This is a genomic window from Caballeronia sp. BR00000012568055 (genome assembly GCF_029439455.1).
Lineage (GTDB): Bacteria > Pseudomonadota > Gammaproteobacteria > Burkholderiales > Burkholderiaceae > Caballeronia.
On sequence record NZ_JAQFVG010000358.1, the window covers coordinates 195,469 to 217,067 of the forward strand.

Annotated in this window: 24 protein-coding genes and 1 tRNA gene; 5 read left to right on the forward strand and 20 right to left on the reverse strand. The window is 60.1% G+C overall.

Annotation, left to right across the window (positions count from 1 at the left end; translation table 11 throughout):
• Window positions 1-14 precede the first annotated feature (14 nt).
• Complete coding sequence (ftsY, locus tag P7F28_RS32740; protein ID WP_277189436.1) at window positions 15-1,223, reverse strand: signal recognition particle-docking protein FtsY; 1,209 nt, start codon at window positions 1,221-1,223, stop codon at window positions 15-17.
• Between the two features lie 237 nt (window positions 1,224-1,460).
• Here ftsY and rsmD point away from each other — a divergent pair, with 237 nt between their 5' ends.
• The 3 genes from rsmD (at window position 1,461) to P7F28_RS32755 (ending at window position 2,998) form a co-directional block, all read left to right on the forward strand.
• On the forward strand, window positions 1,461-2,072 hold the full coding sequence (gene rsmD, locus P7F28_RS32745; RefSeq protein ID WP_277189437.1) for a 16S rRNA (guanine(966)-N(2))-methyltransferase RsmD: 612 nt from the start codon (window positions 1,461-1,463) through the stop codon (window positions 2,070-2,072).
• 99 nt (window positions 2,073-2,171) lie between these two features.
• Complete coding sequence (coaD, locus tag P7F28_RS32750) at window positions 2,172-2,669, forward strand: pantetheine-phosphate adenylyltransferase (RefSeq protein WP_277189438.1); 498 nt, start codon at window positions 2,172-2,174, stop codon at window positions 2,667-2,669.
• Window positions 2,670-2,734: 65 nt separating this feature from the next.
• Window positions 2,735-2,998, forward strand: coding sequence for a YfhL family 4Fe-4S dicluster ferredoxin (locus P7F28_RS32755; RefSeq protein WP_277189439.1), 264 nt, complete (start codon window positions 2,735-2,737; stop codon window positions 2,996-2,998).
• Here P7F28_RS32755 and hisC read toward each other — a convergent pair.
• The 8 genes from hisC to P7F28_RS32795 form a co-directional block, all read right to left on the reverse strand.
• Complete coding sequence (gene hisC, locus P7F28_RS32760; RefSeq protein ID WP_277189440.1) at window positions 2,995-4,062, reverse strand: histidinol-phosphate transaminase; 1,068 nt, start codon at window positions 4,060-4,062, stop codon at window positions 2,995-2,997. The two genes, P7F28_RS32755 and hisC, sit on opposite strands and share 4 nt — an antisense overlap.
• Window positions 4,063-4,082: 20 nt before the next feature.
• Entirely contained in the window at window positions 4,083-4,685 is a 603-nt protein-coding gene (pth, locus tag P7F28_RS32765; protein ID WP_277189441.1) for an aminoacyl-tRNA hydrolase, read from the reverse strand.
• 97 nt (window positions 4,686-4,782) lie between these two features.
• A complete protein-coding gene (locus P7F28_RS32770) occupies window positions 4,783-5,403 on the reverse strand; it encodes a 50S ribosomal protein L25/general stress protein Ctc (RefSeq protein ID WP_277189442.1) in 621 nt (206 codons plus the stop codon).
• Between the two features lie 159 nt (window positions 5,404-5,562).
• Window positions 5,563-6,516 carry a ribose-phosphate pyrophosphokinase gene (locus P7F28_RS32775; protein ID WP_277189443.1) on the reverse strand — a complete coding sequence of 318 codons (954 nt, stop codon included), beginning with the start codon at window positions 6,514-6,516 and terminating at the stop codon, window positions 5,563-5,565.
• 48 nt (window positions 6,517-6,564) lie between these two features.
• Window positions 6,565-6,641, reverse strand: a tRNA-Gln gene (locus P7F28_RS32780).
• 55 nt (window positions 6,642-6,696) lie between these two features.
• Window positions 6,697-7,578 (reverse strand): 4-(cytidine 5'-diphospho)-2-C-methyl-D-erythritol kinase, encoded by an 882-nt coding sequence (ispE, locus tag P7F28_RS32785; RefSeq protein WP_277189444.1) that lies wholly within the window; start codon window positions 7,576-7,578, stop codon window positions 6,697-6,699.
• 10 nt (window positions 7,579-7,588) lie between these two features.
• Window positions 7,589-8,221, reverse strand: a complete 633-nt coding sequence (gene lolB / locus P7F28_RS32790; RefSeq protein ID WP_277189445.1) for a lipoprotein insertase outer membrane protein LolB — start codon at window positions 8,219-8,221, stop codon at window positions 7,589-7,591.
• A complete protein-coding gene (locus tag P7F28_RS32795) occupies window positions 8,221-10,074 on the reverse strand; it encodes a tetratricopeptide repeat protein (protein ID WP_277189446.1) in 1,854 nt (617 codons plus the stop codon). Before P7F28_RS32795 ends, lolB begins: the two co-directional genes overlap by 1 nt.
• Before the next feature lie 96 nt (window positions 10,075-10,170).
• On the opposite strand from P7F28_RS32795, the gene mutM reads away from it, so the two are divergent.
• Window positions 10,171-11,001, forward strand: coding sequence for a bifunctional DNA-formamidopyrimidine glycosylase/DNA-(apurinic or apyrimidinic site) lyase (gene mutM / locus P7F28_RS32800; RefSeq protein ID WP_277189447.1), 831 nt, complete (start codon window positions 10,171-10,173; stop codon window positions 10,999-11,001).
• A gap of 9 nt (window positions 11,002-11,010) precedes the next feature.
• Window positions 11,011-12,072, forward strand: coding sequence for an A/G-specific adenine glycosylase (gene mutY / locus P7F28_RS32805; RefSeq protein ID WP_277189448.1), 1,062 nt, complete (start codon window positions 11,011-11,013; stop codon window positions 12,070-12,072).
• 2 nt (window positions 12,073-12,074) lie between these two features.
• Here mutY and P7F28_RS32810 read toward each other — a convergent pair whose 3' ends face one another.
• From P7F28_RS32810 to kdsD, 11 genes are all read right to left on the reverse strand, one after another.
• A complete protein-coding gene (locus tag P7F28_RS32810) occupies window positions 12,075-12,707 on the reverse strand; it encodes an LON peptidase substrate-binding domain-containing protein (RefSeq protein WP_277189449.1) in 633 nt (210 codons plus the stop codon).
• Between the two features lie 34 nt (window positions 12,708-12,741).
• A complete protein-coding gene (gene rapZ, locus P7F28_RS32815; RefSeq protein ID WP_277189450.1) occupies window positions 12,742-13,638 on the reverse strand; it encodes an RNase adapter RapZ in 897 nt (298 codons plus the stop codon).
• A 68-nt stretch (window positions 13,639-13,706) separates the two neighbouring features.
• Window positions 13,707-14,675 (reverse strand): HPr(Ser) kinase/phosphatase, encoded by a 969-nt coding sequence (gene hprK, locus P7F28_RS32820; protein WP_008351692.1) that lies wholly within the window; start codon window positions 14,673-14,675, stop codon window positions 13,707-13,709.
• 182 nt (window positions 14,676-14,857) lie between these two features.
• Window positions 14,858-15,313 (reverse strand): PTS IIA-like nitrogen regulatory protein PtsN, encoded by a 456-nt coding sequence (gene ptsN / locus P7F28_RS32825; RefSeq protein ID WP_277189452.1) that lies wholly within the window; start codon window positions 15,311-15,313, stop codon window positions 14,858-14,860.
• A gap of 379 nt (window positions 15,314-15,692) precedes the next feature.
• On the reverse strand, window positions 15,693-16,052 hold the full coding sequence (gene hpf / locus P7F28_RS32830) for a ribosome hibernation-promoting factor, HPF/YfiA family (protein ID WP_277189453.1): 360 nt from the start codon (window positions 16,050-16,052) through the stop codon (window positions 15,693-15,695).
• A gap of 180 nt (window positions 16,053-16,232) precedes the next feature.
• Complete coding sequence (locus P7F28_RS32835) at window positions 16,233-17,750, reverse strand: RNA polymerase factor sigma-54 (RefSeq protein ID WP_277189455.1); 1,518 nt, start codon at window positions 17,748-17,750, stop codon at window positions 16,233-16,235.
• Window positions 17,751-17,901: 151 nt separating this feature from the next.
• Window positions 17,902-18,669: an LPS export ABC transporter ATP-binding protein gene (gene lptB, locus P7F28_RS32840; RefSeq protein ID WP_277189531.1), complete on the reverse strand. Its 768-nt coding sequence runs from the start codon at window positions 18,667-18,669 to the stop codon at window positions 17,902-17,904.
• Window positions 18,670-18,680: 11 nt separating this feature from the next.
• Window positions 18,681-19,367, reverse strand: coding sequence for a lipopolysaccharide transport periplasmic protein LptA (lptA, locus tag P7F28_RS32845; protein ID WP_277189456.1), 687 nt, complete (start codon window positions 19,365-19,367; stop codon window positions 18,681-18,683).
• 29 nt (window positions 19,368-19,396) lie between these two features.
• Window positions 19,397-19,999, reverse strand: coding sequence for an LPS export ABC transporter periplasmic protein LptC (gene lptC / locus P7F28_RS32850; RefSeq protein ID WP_277189457.1), 603 nt, complete (start codon window positions 19,997-19,999; stop codon window positions 19,397-19,399).
• 4 nt (window positions 20,000-20,003) lie between these two features.
• Window positions 20,004-20,540: an HAD family hydrolase gene (locus tag P7F28_RS32855; RefSeq protein ID WP_277189458.1), complete on the reverse strand. Its 537-nt coding sequence runs from the start codon at window positions 20,538-20,540 to the stop codon at window positions 20,004-20,006.
• Window positions 20,540-21,523, reverse strand: coding sequence for an arabinose 5-phosphate isomerase KdsD (kdsD, locus tag P7F28_RS32860; protein ID WP_277189459.1), 984 nt, complete (start codon window positions 21,521-21,523; stop codon window positions 20,540-20,542). The genes P7F28_RS32855 and kdsD overlap by 1 nt, the downstream gene beginning before the upstream one ends.
• Window positions 21,524-21,599 lie beyond the last annotated feature (76 nt).

A 21,599-nucleotide genomic window follows, 5' to 3' on the forward strand; every position in this document is an offset into this window, starting at 1 on the left:
TGCGGTGCGTGAACTCAGCCGAGCAACGCGTCGGCAAATTCCTCGGCGCTGAACGGCTGCAAATCTTCGACCTTCTCGCCCACGCCGATGAAATACACCGGAATCGGCCGCTGACGCGCGATCGCCGCGATAATGCCGCCCTTCGCCGTGCCATCCAGTTTCGTGATGATGAGGCCGGTTAGACCGAGCGCGTCGTCGAACGCTTTGACTTGCGCGAGCGCGTTCTGTCCGGTGTTGCCGTCGATCACCAGCAGCACTTCGTGCGGCGCATCGGGCATTGCTTTGGCGATCACGCGGCGCACCTTGCGCAACTCTTCCATCAGATGCAATTGCGTCGGCAGGCGTCCGGCGGTGTCGGCCATCATCACGTCGATCTTGCGTGCGCGCGCCGCGCCGACGGCATCGAAAATCACGGCGGCTGCGTCGCCGCTTTCCTGCGCGATCACCGTCACGTTGTTGCGCTCGCCCCAGACCGTGAGCTGTTCGCGCGCGGCGGCGCGGAAGGTGTCGCCCGCTGCGAGCAGCACCGACTGGTTGAAGCGCTGCAAATGCTTCGCCAGCTTGCCGATGCTCGTCGTCTTGCCGACGCCGTTCACGCCCGCGATCATCATCACCAGCGGCTGCGCGCGGCCGAGCATCAGCGTTTTTTCGAGCGGACGCAGCAGATCGACCAGCAGTTCGCGCAGCGCATCCTTTACCTGCGATGCTTCCGTCAGGCGTTCCGCGCGCACTTTCTCGCGCAAGGATTCGAGCAGGAATTCGGTCGCATCGACACCGGCGTCGGACATCAGCAGCGCGGTCTCGAGTTCTTCATAAAGATCCTCGTCGATCTTCGCGCTGACGAAAATGCCCGTCAGATTCGAACTCGTCTTCGATAACCCATTCCGCAGCCGCGACAACCACGATTTCTTCGCGACAGGATCGGGTTCCGGCGGCGGCAGCACTTCTTCGCTGGCCTCATCGGTTTCGGGCACGCGCGTCCATTGCGATGCCGTGCGGCCTTGCCAATAAGGCTTTGGCGCATCGGGAACCGGGGCAGGCTCAGACTCAGGCTCCTGAGGAATCGCGGCATCGATAGCCGGCTCGCGTTCGAGTCCTGGCTCGTCGATTTCATCGGACAAAGCGGACGCTTCTTCGTCCTCGGCCGCTTGGACGGCTTCGTCCTCTTGCGTGTCGAGCGGCGCGTCAGCCGGCTTTTTGAATTTCTTGAAGAAGCTGAACATGGGTGCGTGAGGATGATGCGCGCTTGATGAATCGGCGTTCGCGTGCGTCGTAAAAACGCAGCGTGGAAAGCCCGCGCGAAAGGATTGAAGGCGCGTATTTTATCAGGCAAGGCGCGATGCTTCCGCGCCCGCTCGGTGCGGTTCCCGGCATAACGGGCGGCTGTGGTAACGTGGGCGCTCATTGTTCGCGCCGTCGCAAATATGCGCGTCGGCCGAGTCGAATCGATTTTTGTCCCTATGCCTCGCTCGTCTCTCACTCAGCACACGCCGTCACGCGGCGGCAAAGCCCACACTATTCGCATCATCGGCGGGGACTGGAAGCGCACGCCGCTGCCGGTGCTCGATCTCGATGGCCTGCGCCCGACGCCCGATCGCGTGCGCGAAACGCTGTTCAACTGGCTCGGTCAGGATTTGAGCGGTCAACGTTGCCTCGATCTGTTCGCGGGCAGCGGCGCGCTCGGTTTCGAAGCGGCATCGCGCGGGGCGGCGCGGGTGCTGATGGTCGAAAAAAGCGCGAAAGCCGCTGCGCAGATTCGCGCGAATCAGGCGAAACTCGGCGCGCGCAATATCGAAATTGCCGAAGCGGACGCGCTGCGCCTCGCGGCTGGCTTGGCACCCGGTTCATTCGACGTAATCTTCCTCGATCCCCCGTTCGGCGATGCGGCCCTGCTCCAGCGCGCAATCGATGCCGTCGCGCCGCCCGCCGCGCCCGATGCCGCGATCTACGTCGAATGCGGCGATCCGCTCGATCCATCCGCCATCGAATCACTGGCTGGATGGACGGTCGTGCGGGAAGGAAAGGCGGGCGCGGTTCGCTATCATTTGCTGCGTCGCCAAAATGAGGAATAATGCGCGTTCCCTGATCGGGCGCGCGGCGGAGACCACGCGCGCACGGGGAATCGATCGTCGCGGCGACGCGGCGCGAGGTCAATAAGAGAGGAGAAACTCATGGTTGTCGCCGTGTATCCGGGAACGTTCGACCCGCTCACTCGCGGTCATGAAGATATCGTCCGGCGCGCATCGAGCATTTTCGATACGCTGATCGTAGGCGTGGCCGACAGCCGCGCGAAAAAGCCGTTTTTTTCGTTGCAGGAACGGCTCGACATCGCCAATGACGTGCTCGGGCACTATCCGAATGTGCAGGTCAGCAGTTTTACCGGCCTGCTGAAGGATTTCGTCAGAAAGAACAACGCGCGCGTGATCGTGCGCGGGCTGCGCGCCGTGTCGGATTTCGAGTATGAGTTCCAGATGGCGGGGATGAACCGCTATTTGCTGCCCGACGTCGAAACCATGTTCATGACGCCGTCCGATCAGTACCAGTTCATTTCCGGCACCATCGTGCGCGAGATTGCGCAGCTTGGCGGCGATGTGAGCAAGTTCGTGTTTCCGTCGGTGGAGAAGCGTCTGATCGACAAGGTGACGGATCAGTCGCAGAAAGCACCTTGAATTTGTTAAGGGCGTCGGACCGCGTGTTCTCTTAGATACGCGGGTTCGGCGCAAGAGAGCGAAGCATGTCTTTATTCATCACCGACGAGTGCATCAACTGCGACGTTTGCGAGCCCGAGTGCCCGAACGACGCCATTTCGATGGGCACGGACATTTACGTCATCGACCCGAACAAATGTACCGAATGCGTCGGCCACTTCGATGAGCCGCAGTGCCAGCAAGTGTGTCCGGTGGAGTGCATCCCGCGCGATCCCGCGCACGCGGAATCGCCCGAGCAGCTTATGGCCAAGTACCACAAGCTGATAGCGGCCAAGAAAGCCGCGTCTTAACTGATTTTTTTCTTCAACGCGGCGATCAACGCATCGCATTCGTCGGGCGTGCCGACCGAAATACGCAAATGCTGATCGATACGCGGCAGCTTGAAATGCCGCACGAAGATTTCCTGCTGCTTGAGTTCGGCGGAAAGCGCAGCGGCATCGTGCTTCGGATGCTTCGCGAACACGAAATTCGCCGCCGATGGCACGACTTCAAAGCCCAGCGCTTCTAACTGCGTCGTCAGCGTATCGCGCGTCGCGATCACCTTCGCGCATCCTTCATCGAACCACGCCTTGTCTTCGTACGATGCCACCGCCGCCACTTGCGCGAGTCGATCGAGCGGATACGAGTTGAAGCTGTCCTTTACGCGCGTGAGTGCGTCGATCAATTCGATGTTGCCGAACGCAAAGCCCACGCGCATGCCCGCAAGCGAACGCGCCTTCGACGTGGTCTGCACGACCAGTAGATTCGGATACGCATCGATCAGATTCACCGCCGATTCCGCGCCGAAATCCACATACGCTTCGTCGATGATCACCGGCGCGTCTGGATTCGCCTTCAGCAGCACTTCGATCTCCGACAGAGGCAACGCGCGGCCCGTCGGCGCGTTCGGATTCGGCAGCAGCACGCCGCCGCTCGGACCGCGATAGTCATCGACATCGATCGCGAAATCCGAATTCAGCGGAATGGTTTGATATTCGACGCCGTACAACTGCGCATAGACCGGATAGAAGCTGTACGTGATGTCCGGAAAGCGAATCGGCTTGTCGTGCTTTAGAAGCGCCTGAAACGCGTGCGCGAGCACTTCATCGGAGCCATTGCCCGCAAACACCTGTTCGACGCGCAAACCATGGTGCGACGCGACCGCTTCACGCAACGCGCGCGCGGTCGGATCGGGATATTTGCGCAGCGACGCGCCGTCTTCACCGAGTTCGCGTCGAATCGCTTCGACCACGCGCGGCGAGGGCGGATACGGGTTTTCGTTCGTGTTCAGCTTCACCGGATGCAAAAGCGCGGGCTGCTCGCCCGGCACATACGGCGTCAGAGTGTGAACGATATCGCTCCAGAAACGGCTCACTTTCGGCTCCTCGTTAGTCGTTACGAATTGCGGTGCAGATTCATCATCGCGCGTTCGGTCTCGCCCGCGACTACGAAGGGCATCACGGCGAGCGCGCGTTCGATCGACTGATCGATCACGTCCTGTTCTTCCTTGCGCGGCGGCTTCAGCACGAAATTAGCGACGTCCGGCTTCGCGCCCGCACGCGCGCCTTCGGGAATCAGATCACGCGGATGCCCGATACCAATCCGCAACCGCCAATACTGCTGCGATGACAGATGCGCGGAAATATCCTTCAGCCCGTTATGGCCGCCGCTGCCGCCGCCGAGCTTCATTTTGACGGTGCCGGGCGGCAGATCCAGTTCGTCATGCGCGACGAGAATTTCATCGGGGAGAATCTTGAAGAATTGCGCCACCGCCACGACCGATTGACCCGATCGGTTCATGAACGTCTGCGGTTCGAGCAGATGCACTTCGTGCCCGTTCATGCGGCCTTTGCCATAGAAACCGTGAAAGCGGCGTTCATCGCGCAGTGTCGCGCCGGCGTCGCGTGCGAACTGGTCGATAAACCAGAAGCCCGCGTTATGCCGCGTCGCAGTGTATTCGGCGCCCGGATTGCCCAGGCCGACGATCAGCTTGATCATGTCGAATTCGTTTAGTGCGAAAAAAACCCGCCGGGGCTTGCGCTCCGGCGGGTCATATCGACCGTTCGCGAGAACGAATCGAGAGGATACTTCAGTCTTACTCGGCTGCCGGCGTTTCGCCTGCAGCAGGTGCGTCCGACTCTTCCGACACGACAGCAGCCGGAATGGTCGCCGATGCGACAACGGGGTTTTCCGTTTCGACCGACAGAACCAGGCTCACGCCCTTCGGCAGCTTGATGTCCTTCGCGTGCATCGTCTGACCGGCTTCGATCTTGGCCAGATCGATTTCCAGGAACTCGGGCAGGTCTGCCGGCAGGCATTCCACTTCGAGTTCAGTGATGACGTGCGAGATCACCGCGCCCGACAGCTTCACAGCCGGGTTGGTTTCCTGGTTCATGAAGTGCAGCGGCACCTTGGTGTGCAGCTTCTTCTTCGCGTCCACGCGCTGGAAGTCCACGTGCAGCACGTACTGCTTGAACGGGTGGTATTGCACGTCACGCAGCAGAACTTGTTGCGACTTGCCGGCAATTTCCAGATCCAGAATGGACGAGTGGAAAACTTCTTTCTTCAGGGCGTGCCACAGGGCGTTGTGGTCCAGTTCGACCAGTTGAACGTCCGATGCACCACCGTACACGATACCCGGGGTCTTGCCCGAGTTACGCAGGCGGCGGCTCGCACCCGTACCTTGCTTGCTACGCTCGAAAGCGACGACTTTCATAACTGACTCCTTGATCTGCCCGCGACCAGGCAGGGAAACTTGGGATCATCGAAAAAGTGTGATCCCACAACAAGCGGCGTGAACCTTCGTTCGCTCACGCCGATTATGCAAAAACGCGAAGCGCAGGCTTCGCGTTCATTGCTAATACGGCTCTACTGCTTAACTTTCTGCAAACAGCGACATCACCGAGTCACCGCGACGGATACGCGAGAACGTCTCCGCGAGCAGACCGGCGCTCGACAGCGGACGAATCTTCGGGCAAGCCAGCGATTCAGCGCTCAGAGGAATGGTGTCCGTGACAACCAGTTCATCCAGTTCCGATGCCGCGATACGCGCTGCCGCGCCGCCCGACAGAACCGGGTGCGTGGCGTACGCGAAAACCTGCTTCGCACCGCGCGCCTTCAGCACTTGCGCGGCCTTGCACAGCGTGCCGGCGGTATCGACCATATCGTCCATGATGACGCATGTACGGCCTTCCACTTCACCGATGATGTTCATCACTTCGGCGACATTCGCCTTCGGACGACGCTTGTCGATGATGGCGAGATCCGTGTTCATCTGCTTGGCGAGCGCACGCGCGCGCACCACGCCGCCGACGTCCGGCGACACGATCAGCAGATGGTCATGGTTCTGCTTGCGCAGATCGCCGAGCAGAACGGGCGTTGCGTAGATATTGTCGACGGGAATGTCGAAGAAGCCTTGAATCTGGTCGGCGTGAAGGTCCATGGTGATCACGCGATCGACGCCGGCAATTTCCAGCATGTTCGCGACGACCTTCGCCGAGATGGCCACACGCGCCGAACGCGGACGGCGATCCTGACGCGCATAACCGAAGTAGGGGATGGCTGCGGTGATCCGGCCTGCGGATGCGCGCTTGAGCGCATCGACCATGATCATCAGTTCCATCAGGTTGTCGTTCGTGGGGGCGCAGGTGGACTGCAGAACGAATACGTCTTTACCCCGAACGTTTTCCTGAATCTCGACCATGATCTCGCCGTCTGAAAAGCGGCTGACCATTGCTTTGCCGAGAGGAATTCCAAGGATTTTGACGACTTCCTGTGCAAGCGCGGGATTCGCGTTGCCAGTAAAAACCATCAGGCCGTCACTGCTCATCGTGCACCTGTCTGCGGCTGGAAACGAGAGGAATAGAACGAGAAGAAATGGCAGGGGAGGAAGGACTCGAACCCTCGCATGCCGGAATCAAAATCCGGTGCCTTGACCAACTTGGCGACTCCCCTACACAAACTGCAAGTCTCGCCGGGAAGTTTAGGACATACCCGACAAAACAAAACCTTATGACGCGAAAGCGAAGAGAGGATGTGAATCCAGACTTGCTGTGACCACGCTTTTCCAGCTTGCCGGGAGTTTGGCTTGTGCCATCTCCGCTTCGGCCTGGCTGTTAAAAGCAGCAAAAACACTTGCTCCGGACCCAGTCATTCGCGCTGGTGCGAGGTTCGAAAACCATTCGAGCACCGTTGCAACTTCCGCGTACTTTTCCGCAACCACAGCCTGCATGTCGTTCCGACCGAAGCTGTCTGGCCAGTTTGTGTCTGACCTTTGTGCTGCAAGAAAGTCCATCATTGTGGCGACTTTCGTATCCCGTGTCAAGCTTTTTTCGGAGAAAATCGCCGCGGTGGGGACGTGAACAGTAGGATTCACCACCAGGAAGGAACGTTGAGGCAATTTCACCGCCTGTAACGCTTCGCCCACTCCTTCTGCGAAAGCATTCTGTCCGAAGACAAAAAACGGCACGTCCGCGCCGAGTTGCAGGCCGAGATTCTGCAGAATCTCACGCGAAAGATCAACACCCCAGAGACGATTCAACGCTAAAAGCGTGGTGGCCGCGTCGGAACTGCCTCCGCCGAGGCCTGCACCCATTGGCAGACGCTTGTCGATTTCGATGTCCACGCCGTAATGCGTGCCCGTGTGTTGCTGCAACAGGCGCGCGGCGCGCACGACCAGATCGTCGGCTTCGGGGACGCCGGGCACGTCGGTCTTGCGCGCGACGATACCGTCATCGCGACGCGTGAAGTGCAGGTAATCGCCCCAGTCGAGCAACTGGAAAACGGTCTGCAACGCGTGATAGCCGTCCGGACGACGGCCGGTGATATGCAGGAAAAGGTTCAGCTTCGCGGGCGCGAGGCAGTTGCGAAGCGAATCGGCAGATGAGGACATGCGTGAAGCGTTATTGATCGAGAACGAGTTTGATGGCGAGCGGCGGTTCATCGCGCGAAAGGTTCACGCGCCTGACGCCGGTGGCAGGCGCATCGGCATAAGCGATGTAGTCGATGGTCCAGCCGTCCTGTTTGATCTGCTTCGGCCGGTCATTGTTCGACGATGGATCGAGTTCCGTCTGCGCGCGCGAGTTCGGCGCGGCGGACGGCTGGAGCCAGTAGCGCAAGCCTTCGACCGGCAGCGCGAAACCGAGCGTGTTCTGCATCAGCTCCGACGTGCTCTCCGCATTCACCGGCTGCCGATTCGGCAATTCCAAAGTCGCCAGCGAAGGCGACGACGTGACGATCGCCATGGTCGAGCCGAGCGGGTTGCGCAATTGCAGCGTCACGGTATCGCCGGTTTCCTGCCAGTCGAAGTTGCCGTACGCGTTACGCTGCGTGCCGTTCTGGTCGTTATACGTGACGGCGAAACGGCCGTGATACGCGCGGCTCGTCTGTGTGGCGAGCGAATTCGTGGCGTTGCTGGTGGTCGGTGTCGGCGTGCGCGGCTGAACCGCGCAGCCCGACAAGACGATCGCGGCAAAGGCCGCGAAGCCGAGCGCGCCGCGTCGAAGCGATGCGCCGGTGAGAGAATCGAAAGCCATCAAAGATCGTTTACCTGAAGTCGTTTCAACGTTTTGACGAGCGTGTCGTTGTCGGGTTCAAGCTTTTGCGCCTGACGGAACGCAGCGCGCGCCTGATCCTGCTGACCCGACTTCCACAATACTTCGCCCAGATGCGCGCCGATTTCGGCGTTCGGCTGAAGGTTGTATGCGTTCTTCAGAATCTTTTCGGCTTCGGCGGCGTTGCCCTGACGGAAGCGCGCCCAGCCGAGACTGTCCATGATGAACGCATCGTTTGGAGCGAGCGTTACGGCTTTTTCGATTAGCTTCACGGCTTCATCGAGCCGCTGGTTGCGATCGACGAGCGAATAGCCGAGCGCGTTATACGCTTGCGGGTTGTTCGGCTGAAGACGCATCAGCGAGCGCAACTGCGTTTCCATCACATCGTAATGGCCGGTTTTTTCGGCGGCCATCGCGTAGTCGTAGATCAGGTCGGGATCGTCGGGGAAGGCGTTGACGGCCTTGGCCAGATTGTCTTCCGCTTCCTGATAGCGATGCGCCTCGAACAGAATCGCCGAATCTGTGCGCGCCAGCATGGCGAGATCGTGCGGATCGGAACTTTGCAGGCTGTTGATGAGCGCGCGCGCTTCATCGACTTTGCCTTGCTTCGCCAGCAATTGCGCGCGCGTGATCTGCGCGGGCAAATACTGCTGACTCGTGCGCGGAATGCGATCGAGCCATTGGCTCGCGACATCGTCCTGTTTCTGTTCCAGCGCGAGTTGCGCGAGGTAGATATACGCCTGACCCGGATCAGCGCCAGGCGTGCTTTCCGCCTGCTTCGCGTACTGGTTCAGGAAATCTTGCGCCTTGTCGTATTGCTTCTTCTGAATGTTGATAAGCGCGAGCGCCATGATCGGCGTCAGATCTTTCGGATCGTTTTTGCGCATGATTTCGAACTGCTTTTGCGCATCGTCGAGCCGGTCGGAGGCGAGATACAACTGCGCCAGTGCAAGCCGCGCATCGCGCGACTTCGGATTCTTTTGCAGATACTTTTCGAACGATGCAATGCCTTCCTTGCGCTCATCCGGTCCCATGCGCGCGAGCGTCAGCGCAGCGGGCAGATAATCGGGCTTGAGTTGCAACGCCTTTTCGAGCGATGCCTTCGCGCCCGGTTGATCGTCCGCCAGCAATTGCTGACGCGCCAGCGCAAGTTGCGTCTCGGGCAGATTCTGATCGTTCGATGTCAGGTCTTTCAGCACATTCAAACCGCCAACGCGATTCGGTCCGCGTGCAAGCAAGGCCTGCAAGGAGAGAATCGCATCGCCACGTTGCTCGGGCGATACCTTGGCGAGTTCATGCTGAAGCGTGGGCTTCGCATCGTCCGGCTTGCCCGCGACGATCTGCAGAGAAGCGCTCAACTGTCCCGCGCGATCCGAATGCGGCGCGAATTGCTGCCAGAGTTGAGCGGAGGTCAGCGCATCGTTGGGACTCTGCGCGGCGATGGCGATTTCGGTCGCGCGCTGCGCGAATCGCGGATCTTTCGTGTCGCGTGCGAGCGCGAGATACGTCTGGAATGCAGGCGCGGGCTGTCCACGCTGAAGCGCGACTTCCGCCGCCAGGACCTGAAACACGATCTGGCTGGACAGCGAAAGATTCGGCAGGTCCTGCTTCTCGTCGCCATTGACTGGCGCGGTCAGCATGTCGGCGGCGTTTTGCGCGGCGGCCTGATCGTCGCCATCCGGCGCGGGCGATGAGTCTTGTGCAAAGGCCGGCGTGAACGCGAGCGCGGCCAACGCAACAGCCACTGCACCCGCAATGCGCGACATGGGCATGGCAAACGAACGCATCGATTTGACCTGACGCTTCGTAAAGAGCTTCGTGACGAACGGGTTCATGGAAATCCAGACGATGTTTCAGTCGATTGTAACGCGGTGGCTAAAATACCGGCATAAACGCACCAGCAAGACGCTCTCCCAGAAAATGCCCAAACAATGCCCGAACTGCCGGAAGTAGAAGTCACCCGAAGAGGAATCGAACCGTACGTGGCGGGAAGGCGCGTCGAGCACGTCGATGTGCGTACGCCCACGCTGCGCTGGCCGATTCCGCCGCAACTCGCCAAGACGCTGTCGAAGCTGAAGATCGACCGAGTCGAGCGGCGCGGCAAGTATCTGCTGTTCGAAACAGTCGAAGGATGGCTGATCGTGCATCTCGGCATGACGGGCACCTTGCGAGTGCTGCGTAACGTGCCGAAACCGCCTGACGCCGCAAAACACGATCACGTCGATATCGTGTTCGACGACTTCATTCTGCGTTTCCGCGATCCGCGTCGCTTCGGCGCGATTCTCTGGCATCCGCGCACGGACGGCGATGTGCTCGATCATCCTTTGCTCGCGAGTCTTGGCGTCGAGCCGTTCTCGCCGGAGTTTTCCGGCGCAACGCTTTTTCGTGCGACGCGCGGGCGCAAGGTGTCGGTCAAGCAAGCGCTGCTCGCGGGCGATATCGTCGTGGGCGTGGGGAATATTTATGCGTCGGAGAGTTTGTTCCGCGCGGGCATTCGGCCGACGACGGCGGCGGGGCGCGTATCGCTCGTGCGTTACGACTTGCTCGCCGATGCCGTTCGCGTGACGCTGGCGGCGGCCATCGAAAAGGGCGGAAGTACGCTGCGCGATTTTGTCGGCAGCAATGGCGAATCGGGCTATTTCCAGCTCGACTATTTCGTCTATGATCGCGCCGGATTGCCGTGTCACGTTTGTGGAACGGCGATCAGACAAATCGTGCAGGGCCAGCGCTCGACTTATTTCTGCCCGACCTGCCAACGCTAATTTCCTCCGATGCTCGCACTCACCGACTTTTCCTCGCGACTGATCGCGTGGCAACGCATTCACGGCCGGCACGATCTGCCGTGGCAAAACACGCGCGATGCGTATCGAATCTGGCTGTCGGAGATCATGCTTCAGCAGACGCAGGTGACGACGGTCATTCCGTATTACGCGCGCTTTCTTCAACGCTTTCCGACCGTGACCATGCTTGCCAAAGCGCCCATCGACGATGTAATGGCGCTGTGGGCCGGCCTCGGTTACTACTCGCGCGCGCGCAATCTGCACAAATGCGCGCAGGTCGTCGCGTTCGAGCATGGCGGTGAATTTCCCCAAACTGTCGATGAACTGGCAGAGCTGCCAGGTATCGGACGATCGACGGCGGCGGCGATTGCATCGTTCGCGTTCGCCGCGCGCGCGACCATTCTCGATGGCAACGTCAAGCGCGTGCTCGCGCGTGTGTTCGGCGTCGAAGGATTTCCGGGCGAGAAGAAAGTCGAAAACGCGATGTGGACGCTGGCTGAATCCTTGTTGCCGGATGCGGCGAACAAGGAGGAAGTCACCGCGTACACGCAAGGCTTGATGGACCTCGGCGCGACGCTCTGCGTGCGCGGCAAACCCGATTGCGTGCGATGCCCGTTTGCATCGGACTGCGTGGCGAATATCGATGGACGTCAGCGCGAACTTCCGACAGCGCGCCCGAAGAAGGCCGTGCCGACGCGCAAGACATGGATGCTCGTGCTGAAAGACGGCGATTCGATTCTGCTGGAAAAGCGTCCGCCAACGGGCATTTGGGGCGGCTTGTGGAGTCTGCCGGAAGCGGCGGATGAAAACGCGTTGTCGGCCGTATCGCAGCGTTTTGGTGGCGACGCGGAATTGCAAAGACTCGCGCCGCTGTCGCACACGTTCACGCACTTCAAGCTGGATATCGAGCCGCGGCTCGGCGAAGCGCGTGGTGCGCCGCTCGAATTGAGAGAAGTGGAAACCGTGTGGGCGCCGCTCGCGCGTATCGACTCATACGGTGTGCCCGCGCCGGTGCGCAAACTGCTCGATGCGCTGACCGGCTCGCTGATCTAGAACTAAAGCAGTTGGTGGTGCTGCATATAGTGATGCACCACATCGATCCGTCCGCCCGCGTCCATCAGTTCCATGAGTTTCTGACGGGCGCGCATTGGAATCGGCAGGATTTCGGCCAAACGGTTCGATACCCACGTGGGGTCATCGAGCAAAAACGGTTCGACAAAGGGCAGATTCTGCGGCTCGCGCGTTTTGATCGTATCGATGATGCGTTCCAGCACTTCCGCGCACGCGCCGAACTTGGCCAGCGTTTCAGCGCCTTGCAAGGGCGCATCGTCACCGATCAATTCGATCTCGCCGACCAGCAAACTGCTCGGCGCCACGCGATGATCCTTCAGCTTGAAGCGCTGCGTGCCGCGCGCCTGCACCAGCAGCAAACCGAAGGTATCGACGTCACATTCCGAGATTTCCGCGAGACAGCCGATGCTCTCCGGCACCGAAGGATCACCCGGCGATGCGACCTCGTGCCCGCTTTTCAGCAAGCACACGCCGAACGGCGTTTCCTCACGCAGACACGCGCGCGCCATATCCAGATAACGCGCTTCGAAAATCTTCAGCGGCAGCATGCCGCCGGGAAACAGCACGGTATGAAGCGGGAACAGCGGCAAGTCGTCGAGTGCGGGAGTCTGGGACATCGCGCGCCTCCAGTGTGGACCGCCGGCGCGGCGATCAGGTTCGCGTGTGGATGGCGCTTTCATCCACGGGGATGGGCGCATCACGATGCCGCACGATCACGTTCGATTGAACGCCGAAGCGCGCGGCAAGCGCCTGAGCGATATACACCGACCGATGTTGCCCGCCCGTGCAGCCAATCGCCACAGTCAGGTAACTGCGATTATCGTCGCGGAAGCGCGGCAGCCATTTGCCGACGAACGCGGCGATATCGTCGATCATTTCACCGACAATCGGCTGTGCAGACAAATAGTCGATGATCGGCTGATCCAGCCCGGTAAATGGGCGCAACTGATGGTCGTAATATGGATTCGGCAGCGTGCGTACGTCGAATACGAGATCGGCATCGAGCGGCAGACCACGCTTGAATCCGAACGATTCGAACATGATCGTAAGATCGGCGGCATCGGTTTCGACGAATCGTTTCACCCAGGCGCGCAGCACGTTTGCGCGCAGATTGCTCGTGTCCATCTGATGACCGAACTCGGCGAGATTCGCCACGAGTTCGCGTTCACGTTCGATTGCTTCGGCCAGCGAATTCAGCACGCCGACATCCGCTTCATGTCGCGACGAACCGGACAGCGGATGGCGGCGACGCGTCTCCGAAAAACGCTGAATCAGCGATTGCGTGCTGGCGTTCAGAAACAGAACGCGCAGATCGAAATCTTGTGAAAGCTGACGGATGATCGCGGGAACTTCATCGAGCGAGAGACTCGAACGCGCATCGATCGCGACGGCCAGGCGTTCATGCCCTTCGCTTGCGAGATACGAAGCGAGCTCGGGCAAAAAGCGCGGCGGCAAATTATCGACGCAGTAGTAGCCGCCGTCTTCCAGAGCATTCAGGGCAACCGATTTGCCGGAGCCTGAAATGCCAGTGATCAGAATGATACGCATGGTGTCCAGTGGTTCGCTTTCTCTTAGCTTAGCACCTGAGTTAGCACCTGAGTTCGATGCATCCGCGATCAAATGAGCTTGCCGGGGAACTGGCTGTCCGGGTCCTGCATGGCCAGACGCTGCCGGTCCATGAAGTCGCGCAAAGTATCGATACCGCGTAGCTGCAGGATCGTGTTTCGCACCGCGGCTTCGACCAGCACAGCAAGGTTTCGTCCAGCGGCCACTTGAATCGTGACTTTACTGATCGGCAAACCAAGTACATCGACGGTCTGACTTTCCAAAGGCAGACGCTGGAATTCGCCGTCCGGACGACGCACCAATTGCACGATCAGCTTCAGCTTCATCTTCCGGCGCACGGCGGTCTCACCGAAGATCGTCTTGATATCGAGCAGACCGAGGCCGCGCACTTCGAGCAGATTTTGCAGCAGCGGCGGGCAGCGACCTTCGACGAAATCCGGACCGAGGCGCACGAAATCTACCGCGTCATCAGCAACAAGACCGTGACCACGGCTGATGAGTTCCAGCCCGAGTTCGCTTTTGCCGAGGCCGGAATCGCCGGTCAGCAACACGCCCATCCCGAGAATATCGATGAACACGCCATGCAGCGTCGCGCGCGGCGCGAGAATGCGCGACATATACGCGCGCAAACTATCGATCACTGCCGCCGCGGACATACGCGTGGTGAACAGCGGCGTGGACGAACGCGTGCAGCGAAGCACCAGTTCCGGCGGCGCGCCGACTTCACCGGCAACGACGAGAAATGGCGGCTCCAACGCGATCAGTTCCGCCATATGGCGCGAACGATCTTCATCGGATTGACGCTGGTAGTAGTTGATTTCGGCGTCCCCGAGCACCTGAATGCGGTTCGGGTGGATCAGATTCAAGTGGCCGACGAGATCGGCGCTCGACGTCGCGTTGGCGACGGTTTCGCTCGAAAAACCGCGTTCCCAGCCTTCGTGCCCGGTGAGCCAGCTAAGCTTCAGAGCGGCGGCGTTGTCGTCGAAAATACTTTGGGCGTTGATGCTGGACGTATCCATGAGACCGGAACTCCGTTGGAAGCCGGAAGCAGTCTTTGCGCGCCGAAGCAGGATGCTTCGGATCGGCGCATGGCGCTGCGTGTGACCGATTGTGCCCCAGAAGCACGGCGCGCGGGATGCGGCCCCGTCGCATCTGCGGCACGGGGCGGGCGGCGGACGCGCGCGCTATGTTTATGCGACTATTACGGTTGCCATTGCGTGAGCACTTGATAAAGCGCCTCACGATCTTCTTCCTTGTGCAGACGCTCGCGCGCCTCAGTGTCGGAGAGCAGTTGCGCGATCTCCGAGAGAATTTCCAGATGCTGCTGCGTGGCCTGTTCAGGCACGAGCAGGAAAATGAGCAGCGACACCGGCTGGCCGTCGGGCGATTCGAACGCGATGGGTTCGGCGAGACGCACGAACGCGGCGAGCGGTTGCTTAAGCCCTTTGATGCGGCCGTGCGGAATGGCGACGCCTTCGCCGAGGCCGGTCGAGCCGAGACGCTCCCGTGCGAAGAGATTGTCTGTGACGATGCTGCGGGCGATGCCGTTCTGATTCTCGAAAATCAGGCCCGCTTGCTCGAATACACGTTTCTTGCTGGTAACGGACAGTCCGAGAACAACGTTCTCGAGGGGAAGAAATTTGGCTAAACGATTCATGTTGGCAGGCAGATGCGTGGCCTGTTAGCTCCTCATCGTGGCTGCTGGCTGAAAGCGCTCACGGCGATGTGAAACGACAAAGTACGCTCGCGGCTCGGAACAGCCTGTCGGTAAGCGACCCCGAAAAAGACCGAACCATTATAAAGCAGCCGAAAGCGCGATGGTGCGGCGCGCCATTGCGTGCCCTGCAATGGAATGTGCAGTACAAATTCCAGAAAATCAATGGCTTGTGCCGCTGTGCAACGCATAAAGGCGACAAAAAAGCCGCCAGCTAGGCGGCTTCGTTCTGGTGCGTGCTGTAATCAACCTTTAACGAACGATTGGAGGCTTTCCTCCACACATTCCCGCCGTCCTCGAACGGCGGGTAAGCATGGTTCGATCAGGCTGACGGCGCCTGCAATTCCTGCGGTTCACCGTGATACTTCACGGACTCGTGCGCATGGCCCTGAATTTTGTCCTTGTGCTTGATGACTTGCCGGTCGAGCTTATCGACCATCAGATCGATCGCCGCGTACATATCAGCGTCACAACTCTCGATAAAAATGTCCTTGCCCTTGAGGTGCAGGTTGATTTCTGCCTTCTGACGCTTGTCCTTTTCCCTATGATTGTCGACCGAGAGGACCACGTTGCCGTCGATCACTTGATCGAAATGACGAAGCACCCTGTCCAGCTTCGTGATCACGTACTCGCGCAACGCAGGCGTCAATTCGAGGTGATGTCCGCTGATCTTCAGATTCATAGTTGCTCTCCAAGCTAGGGGCCGTCAGACCACGAGGCTCGTCCGATACCGGTCGGCTATGCGTCCGTCAAAGCGCTAACACAACACGCATGAAACGGGTCGCATAGGCCGGCACGTCCGCGCTTTCGCGATGCGGCCGGTAAACGCCCATCACGACATGCGATGGACTACAGAGACGGATTAAAGAGACTTGCGCAGATTCACTGCCGGAATCTTCAGCGCTTCGCGATACTTGGCCACCGTACGGCGCGCCACCACGAAGCCCTGTTCCGCCAGCAGTTCAGCGATGCGGCTGTCTGAAAGAGGAGTTTTCGAGTCTTCCGCTCCTATCAGTTGCTTGATGAGGGCGCGAATCGCCGTGGACGATGCCGCGCCTCCTGTGTCGGTCGAAACGTGCGATCCGAAGAAGTACTTGAACTCCAGCGTTCCGAACGGAGTGAGCATGTACTTGCCGGTTGTCACACGCGAAACTGTCGACTCGTGTAAACCCAGCGTATCAGCAATCTCCCTCAAAACCAAGGGCCGCATGGCAATTTCGCCATGTGCAAAAAAGTTCTTTTGACGCTCGACAATTGCCTGCGCAACACGAAGAATCGTCTCGAATCGTTGCTGAATATTCTTGATCAGCCAACGCGCTTCCTGCAATTGCTGGCGCAGCGAGCCACTGCCCGGATCGCCACGGTTGTTTCGCAGAATGTTCGCGTACAAGTGATTAATACGCAGCTTCGGCACGATCTCCGGATTCAGTTCCGCCGTCCATCCGCTCGTGGTTTTGCGCACGAGAATGTCGGGCACAACGTAATCCGCCTCACTCTTTCCGTACGCTGCGCCCGGAAAAGGTTCCAGCGATTTGATCAGCAGATGCGCGTCGCGCAGCGCGTCGTCGCCAGCTTTGAGTTGCTTGCGCAGACGCGTGAAATCGCGTGCGGCCAGCAGTTCAAGATGATTCGTGCAGATTTCCAGCGCAAGCGTGCGCGTGGGTGATGCATCGAGCCTGAGCAATTGCAGCTTCAGACATTCCGATGCCGACCGTCCGCCGACTCCGGGCGGATCGAAACTTTGCAGCAGCGCGAGCGCCGCGCTGAGTTCATCGACATCGACTTCGAGTTCTTCAGGCAAATCCGCGCGAATCTCTTCGAGCGTCGACGTGAGATAGCCGTCTTCGTCCAGCGATTCGATCAGGAAGATGATCAGCGCACGGTCGCGCTGATTCGCCGACGTCATGCGCAATTGCGCGGTCAGATGATCGCGCAGCGTGGTGGTCGATTCATGGATTTGCAGCGGCGGGAGATCGTCGTCGTCGGATGCGTTGCTGGAGCGGCCGTAGTCTTCGAGATTCCACGAACTGGAATCCTGGCTGTTGTCGGAGCCTAAGCCGTTGTACTCATCGACGCCCTGCGGCTCGCTGTTTTCCGAGCGCTCGGAAGTCGATGTGCTCGACGACGAACCGTTGCTCATCATCGAATCAGCGGGTGGCGTGGATTGCGCGGGCGATGCGATCAGCGAGCCATCCGCCGCGACGCGCAATGGGCTCGAAATCCAGTCGTCGTCGTTCTCCAGCAGCGGATTCTGCGAGACGGCCATCGCGACTTCTTGTTGAAGTTCGAGCGTGGACAACTGCAGCAGCCGGATGGACTGCTGAAGTTGCGGGGTCAGCGCAAGATGCTGCGAGAGGCGGAGTTGGAGGCTGGCTTTCATGGCAAATTTTTAACCATTGTAGAGAGTTTGCCACGCGCGCGAAACCTCGCAGCGAATCCAAAAAAACTGTGCCGCCTCAGCGGGCGGCACGTAAGTTTTGCTGCTTCTCGTGATGCGGCGCGGCATCTCGCGCGACCGCCTTCAACGCCGACTACATACGGAAATGCTCGCCCAGATAGACGCGCCGCACATTCTCGTTTTCGATGATCTCGCTCGGCGCGCCCGCCGCCAGCACGCTGCCATCGCTGATGATGTACGCGTGATCGCAAATGCCGAGCGTCTCACGCACGTTGTGGTCCGTGATGAGCACGCCGATGTTGCGCTGCTTCAGAAACTTGACGATCTTCTGGATTTCCAGCACCGCGATCGGATCGACGCCGGCGAAGGGTTCATCGAGCAGGATGAAGCTTGGATTGGTCGCGAGCGCACGCGCAATTTCTACGCGCCGACGTTCGCCGCCGGAAAGCGACAGCGCCGGATTCTCGCGCAAGTGGCCGATCTGCAATTCGTCCAGCAAAGCTTCGGCGCGCTGCGTGATCGCATCTTTCGACAAGCGCTTGCCCGACTCGTCGGTCTGCAATTCGAGCACCGCGCGAATATTCTGTTCGACCGTCAGCTTGCGGAACACCGACGCTTCCTGCGGCAGATACGACAAACCCAGATGCGCGCGCTGGTGAATCGGCAGAAGGCTGATGGAATTGCCGTCGAGGTCGATTTCGCCCGCGTCGAGCGGCACGAGGCCGACGATCATATAGAACGACGTGGTCTTGCCCGCGCCGTTCGGTCCAAGCAGACCGACCACTTCGCCGCTTTTGACATCGAGCGACACGTCTTTCACCACGGTACGCGAACCGTAACGCTTCTTCAGATTGCGGACGACGAGCGAACTCGACTGGCCTTCCGGCTTGCGGTGGGGCATGGCGGGTGCGTTCACTGCTGCGGCGTTCCTTTGATTGAATCGGACGGGGAAAGCTTCGTGGACGGTCCGTTCAACCGCGCGGCGCCGCCATTGCGCGGCGCGAGCATGGCGCGCACGCGGCCGGACGGATTGCCCGGCGCGGCCTGGTCCTTGCCCGCGGTCGCGGTGTAGAAGTCCTTCTGACCGTCGTAAGTGATGACGCTGCCGTGCACTTCGTCCTGCACGTTCGTCAGACCTTGAAGACGGCGCACGACGGCGCGCGTCGTGAGCTTGGTGAAGTCGTTCTTGCCGTCGTAGTCGATGCGCACGGCGTTGCCGTCGATATATTCGTCCACGCCGTCACGCTTCTGGCGGAAATACGAGAGATTGCCGCCAGTAGACGTGCCCGTCGCGTATTGATAACCCTGCGGATCCTGCGTGACTTCCACGCGATCCGCCTTGATAACGATGGTGCCCTTCGTTGCAACGACGTGACCGGTGAAAATGTTCTTCTGGTTCAGGTCGTCATAGGACATGTTGTCCGCTTCGATATTGAGCGGCTTTTGCTGGTCGGCCTTTTCGGCGTGCGCGAGCGGCGCGAAACCGGCGAGCGGCAACGCGACCAGCGCAGCGAGGACGACGAGCCCGGCCCGAATCGAACGAATCGAGCGCTTTGCGCGCGCCGCGCTGCCGTCGGGACGAGGGAAACTTTCGTTCATGCAGTCACACTTCGGAATGGAGCCCGGGATTATTTGGAAGCGCCGCCGTTGAGGTCCGAGGCGGCGATGGCGCCGCGCACGTTACCGTAGAGCTTCATTTCCCGGGTGACGTTGTTGTAGTTCATGCCGTTGGCGGTCATCACCGACGGACCGCGCTGAAGTCTAACCGGTTTTTCCGTTTCGATGACATCGTCGTTCACCAGCACGCGAAAATGCTGTGAATCTGCCTGCATCTGCGGATCGCCGTAACCGGCTGCACGCAGAATGCGCGCGTTGTCGTAAAGATCGACGATCGATACGTCGCTGTTGACCGTGCCGCGCTCGGACGTGGCCGTCACGGTCGGCTTCTGCGGCTGGAACATGCGCATTGCAGGCAGCGTGAGGTCGCTTTTTTCGTCGTCTTCGTAATGCACCATCGACTTGGCGGTCAGGCGATATTGCGTCGTGCCGCTGGTGTCGAGTTCGGATACGGAAAAGTTGTCGGCGAAATAATCGGGCGTGTGGCGCTTGGGCTGATCGGGCGCCTGCTGCGCGGGCGGCAGCGTGGCCTGAAGCAGCCAGTACGTGATGCCGGCGAGCGCCGCCATTGCGACGAGCGGCACCAGCGAGGCGAGTCTTCCGGGACGTGGCATTGCGTCAGGCTCCGAGCGCTTCAGCGAGCAGTTCGTCGTAACGATGCTGCGCGCGCAGAATCGCGTCGCACACTTCGCGTACGGCACCGTGGCCGCCGCGCGCTTCCGCGACCCAATGCACGCGCTGAATCACTTCCGGATGCGCATTCGCAGGCGCGGCCGCAAAACCGCAGCGGCGCATCACCGCGAGGTCGGGCCAGTCGTCGCCCATATAGCCGCAATCGGCGGCCGAAACACCCGCTTTCACGAGCAATTCTTCCAGTGCGACAGTCTTGTCTTCGACGCCCTGAAACAGATGCGTGATGCCCAGTTCCTTCGCCCGCGCGTTGACGATGCCCGACTTGCGCCCGGTGATGATCGCCGTCTGAATGCCGATCTTCTGAAGCATCTTCACGCCGTGGCCGTCGAGCGAATTGAACGACTTCATCGTGTCGCCTTCGGCGCTGAAATACAGGCTGCCGTCGGTGAAGACGCCATCGACGTCGAAGATCATCAGCTTGACGCGGCTGGCGAGTTCTGCGGAGGAAGCTTGTTGCGCCATCAGATCACCTTCTTGGAGAAGAGGTCGTGCATATTGAGCGCGCCGATCAGGTTGGCGTGTTCATCGACGACCAGCATCTGATTGATGCGATAACGCTCCATCAGTTCCACCGCTTCGACCGCGAGATGGTCCGGACCGATCGTGCGCGGATTACGCGTCATGACATCGGCGAGTTTGTGCGAGCGGAAATCGCCGTCGCGCTGAAGGATGCGGCGCAGATCGCCATCCGTGAAAATGCCTTCGACGTGACGATTACTATTGATGACCGCCGTCATGCCCATGCGCTTGTCGGTAATCTGGAACAGCGCGTCGGAGATGGTGGCGTCGAGCGGCACGACCGGCACTTCGTCGCCGGTGCGCATCACGTCGCGTACATAAGTGAGCAGGCGACGGCCGAGCGCGCCGCCGGGATGCGAGCGCGCGAAGTCGTCCGGGCCGAAGCCGCGTGCTTCGAGCACGACGACGGCGAGGGCATCGCCGAGCGCCATCGCGGCGGTGGTGCTGGCCGTGGGCGCGAGGTTCATCGGGCACGCTTCTTTTTCGACGCGTGCGTTCAGATGCATGTCCGCCAGTTGCGCAAGGCTGGATTCCGGACGTCCGGTAATCGCGATCAGTTTCGCGCCGAGACGCTTGATGAGCGGCAAAATGGCGACGAGCTCTTCGGTTTCGCCGGAGTTCGACATCGCGAGGAAAACGTCGTCGGCGGTGACCATGCCAAGATCGCCGTGTGAAGCTTCGGCAGGATGCACGAAGAACGCAGGCGTGCCGGTGCTTGCCAAGGTCGCGGCGAGCTTGCGCGCGACATGGCCCGATTTGCCGATACCCGACACCACCACGCGACCCTTGCAATCGAGCAGCGTATTCACTGCGCGGAAGAAGTTGTCGTCGAGGAGTTCGGAGAGGCCGCGAACGGCATCGGCTTCAGTCTGGATTACGGTGCGAGCCAGCGCCAGTGCCCGGTCGCCATTGATTTTCGCTATCATGCGCGGAGTATAGCAAAGGCGTTTCCCCGCCGCGCCGCACGGCCAGCAGGGCGCCGCCGCCTATCCGCCCCCGCAG

What these genes read in the sequence shown, in the direction of transcription:
- ftsY (WP_277189436.1), bottom strand. Translation starts at nt 1,223, where the DNA reads ATGTTCAGCTTCTTCAAGAAATTCAAAAAGCCGGCTGACGCGCCGCTC.
- rsmD (WP_277189437.1), top strand. Translation starts at nt 1,461, where the DNA reads ATGCCTCGCTCGTCTCTCACTCAGCACACGCCGTCACGCGGCGGCAAA.
- coaD (WP_277189438.1), top strand. Translation starts at nt 2,172, where the DNA reads ATGGTTGTCGCCGTGTATCCGGGAACGTTCGACCCGCTCACTCGCGGT.
- P7F28_RS32755 (WP_277189439.1), top strand. Translation starts at nt 2,735, where the DNA reads ATGTCTTTATTCATCACCGACGAGTGCATCAACTGCGACGTTTGCGAG.
- pth (WP_277189441.1), bottom strand. Translation starts at nt 4,685, where the DNA reads ATGATCAAGCTGATCGTCGGCCTGGGCAATCCGGGCGCCGAATACACT.
- P7F28_RS32770 (WP_277189442.1), bottom strand. Translation starts at nt 5,403, where the DNA reads ATGAAAGTCGTCGCTTTCGAGCGTAGCAAGCAAGGTACGGGTGCGAGC.
- P7F28_RS32775 (WP_277189443.1), bottom strand. Translation starts at nt 6,516, where the DNA reads ATGAGCAGTGACGGCCTGATGGTTTTTACTGGCAACGCGAATCCCGCG.
- ispE (WP_277189444.1), bottom strand. Translation starts at nt 7,578, where the DNA reads ATGTCCTCATCTGCCGATTCGCTTCGCAACTGCCTCGCGCCCGCGAAG.
- lolB (WP_277189445.1), bottom strand. Translation starts at nt 8,221, where the DNA reads ATGGCTTTCGATTCTCTCACCGGCGCATCGCTTCGACGCGGCGCGCTC.
- P7F28_RS32795 (WP_277189446.1), bottom strand. Translation starts at nt 10,074, where the DNA reads ATGAACCCGTTCGTCACGAAGCTCTTTACGAAGCGTCAGGTCAAATCG.
- mutM (WP_277189447.1), top strand. Translation starts at nt 10,171, where the DNA reads ATGCCCGAACTGCCGGAAGTAGAAGTCACCCGAAGAGGAATCGAACCG.
- mutY (WP_277189448.1), top strand. Translation starts at nt 11,011, where the DNA reads ATGCTCGCACTCACCGACTTTTCCTCGCGACTGATCGCGTGGCAACGC.
- P7F28_RS32810 (WP_277189449.1), bottom strand. Translation starts at nt 12,707, where the DNA reads ATGTCCCAGACTCCCGCACTCGACGACTTGCCGCTGTTCCCGCTTCAT.
- rapZ (WP_277189450.1), bottom strand. Translation starts at nt 13,638, where the DNA reads ATGCGTATCATTCTGATCACTGGCATTTCAGGCTCCGGCAAATCGGTT.
- hprK (WP_008351692.1), bottom strand. Translation starts at nt 14,675, where the DNA reads ATGGATACGTCCAGCATCAACGCCCAAAGTATTTTCGACGACAACGCC.
- ptsN (WP_277189452.1), bottom strand. Translation starts at nt 15,313, where the DNA reads ATGAATCGTTTAGCCAAATTTCTTCCCCTCGAGAACGTTGTTCTCGGA.
- hpf (WP_277189453.1), bottom strand. Translation starts at nt 16,052, where the DNA reads ATGAATCTGAAGATCAGCGGACATCACCTCGAATTGACGCCTGCGTTG.
- P7F28_RS32835 (WP_277189455.1), bottom strand. Translation starts at nt 17,750, where the DNA reads ATGAAAGCCAGCCTCCAACTCCGCCTCTCGCAGCATCTTGCGCTGACC.
- lptB (WP_277189531.1), bottom strand. Translation starts at nt 18,669, where the DNA reads ATGCCCCACCGCAAGCCGGAAGGCCAGTCGAGTTCGCTCGTCGTCCGC.
- lptA (WP_277189456.1), bottom strand. Translation starts at nt 19,367, where the DNA reads ATGAACGAAAGTTTCCCTCGTCCCGACGGCAGCGCGGCGCGCGCAAAG.
- lptC (WP_277189457.1), bottom strand. Translation starts at nt 19,999, where the DNA reads ATGCCACGTCCCGGAAGACTCGCCTCGCTGGTGCCGCTCGTCGCAATG.
- P7F28_RS32855 (WP_277189458.1), bottom strand. Translation starts at nt 20,540, where the DNA reads ATGGCGCAACAAGCTTCCTCCGCAGAACTCGCCAGCCGCGTCAAGCTG.
- kdsD (WP_277189459.1), bottom strand. Translation starts at nt 21,523, where the DNA reads ATGATAGCGAAAATCAATGGCGACCGGGCACTGGCGCTGGCTCGCACC.